The organism is Vibrio sp. 10N.222.46.A1 (assembly GCF_041473595.1).
Lineage (GTDB): Bacteria > Pseudomonadota > Gammaproteobacteria > Enterobacterales > Vibrionaceae > Vibrio > Vibrio tasmaniensis_A.
In genome coordinates this window covers 1-661 of sequence record NZ_JBFRSN010001023.1, presented here as the reverse complement: position 1 = coordinate 661, position 661 = coordinate 1, and the positions used below count along the sequence as shown (strand labels likewise).

Genomic DNA, 661 nt, shown 5'->3' with positions numbered 1-661 from the left:
ATCATGATGTCGGTGATCACCAACTCATATTCCAACGTTGCTTCATCGTTCTTTAGTGCCAAATTCCAGAAGAACATTGAAGAGCTGCTTGTAGCACCTGTTCCTAACTACGTGATTATCGCCGGCTTCGTAATGGGCGGCGTGGTGCGTGGCTTGTTAGTGGGCACTATCGTCACCTTTGTATCGCTGTTCTTTGTTGACCTTCAAGTCGACCACTGGGGCGTGATCATTGCGACGGTATTTCTCACGTCGGTTGTGTTTGCTCTGGGTGGCTTGATCAACGCGGTATTCGCACGCACGTTTGATGATATTTCTATTATCCCAACCTTCATTTTAACGCCGCTGACGTATCTCGGTGGTGTGTTCTACTCGATCAGTCTATTGCCTGAATTCTGGCAAGGTGTATCGAAGTTGAACCCTATCGTGTATATGGTAAACGCGTTTAGATATGGTTTTTTGGGTGTGTCTGATGTGGGTATTGTGACGTCGTTTGGCGTACTAGGTGTGTTTATTGTCGTGCTGTATGGCATTGCACATTACTTAGTTACAAAGGGGATCGGCTTACGTAGTTAACTTTTAGTTATCCAAGAGCTATTAGTTATCCAGGATCTATTAGTTATCTAGGAGCTATTAATTATCCTGAATCGCAGGCAAAGAAAAA

Annotated in this window: 1 protein-coding gene; it reads left to right on the top strand. The window is 44.5% G+C overall.

Annotated elements, in window-relative coordinates; all coding sequences use genetic code 11:
* The coding region (locus AB4496_RS23275) for an ABC transporter permease (RefSeq protein ID WP_372105349.1) at positions 1–573 on the top strand (573 nt) is incomplete at its 5' end.
* Positions 574–661 lie beyond the last annotated feature (88 nt).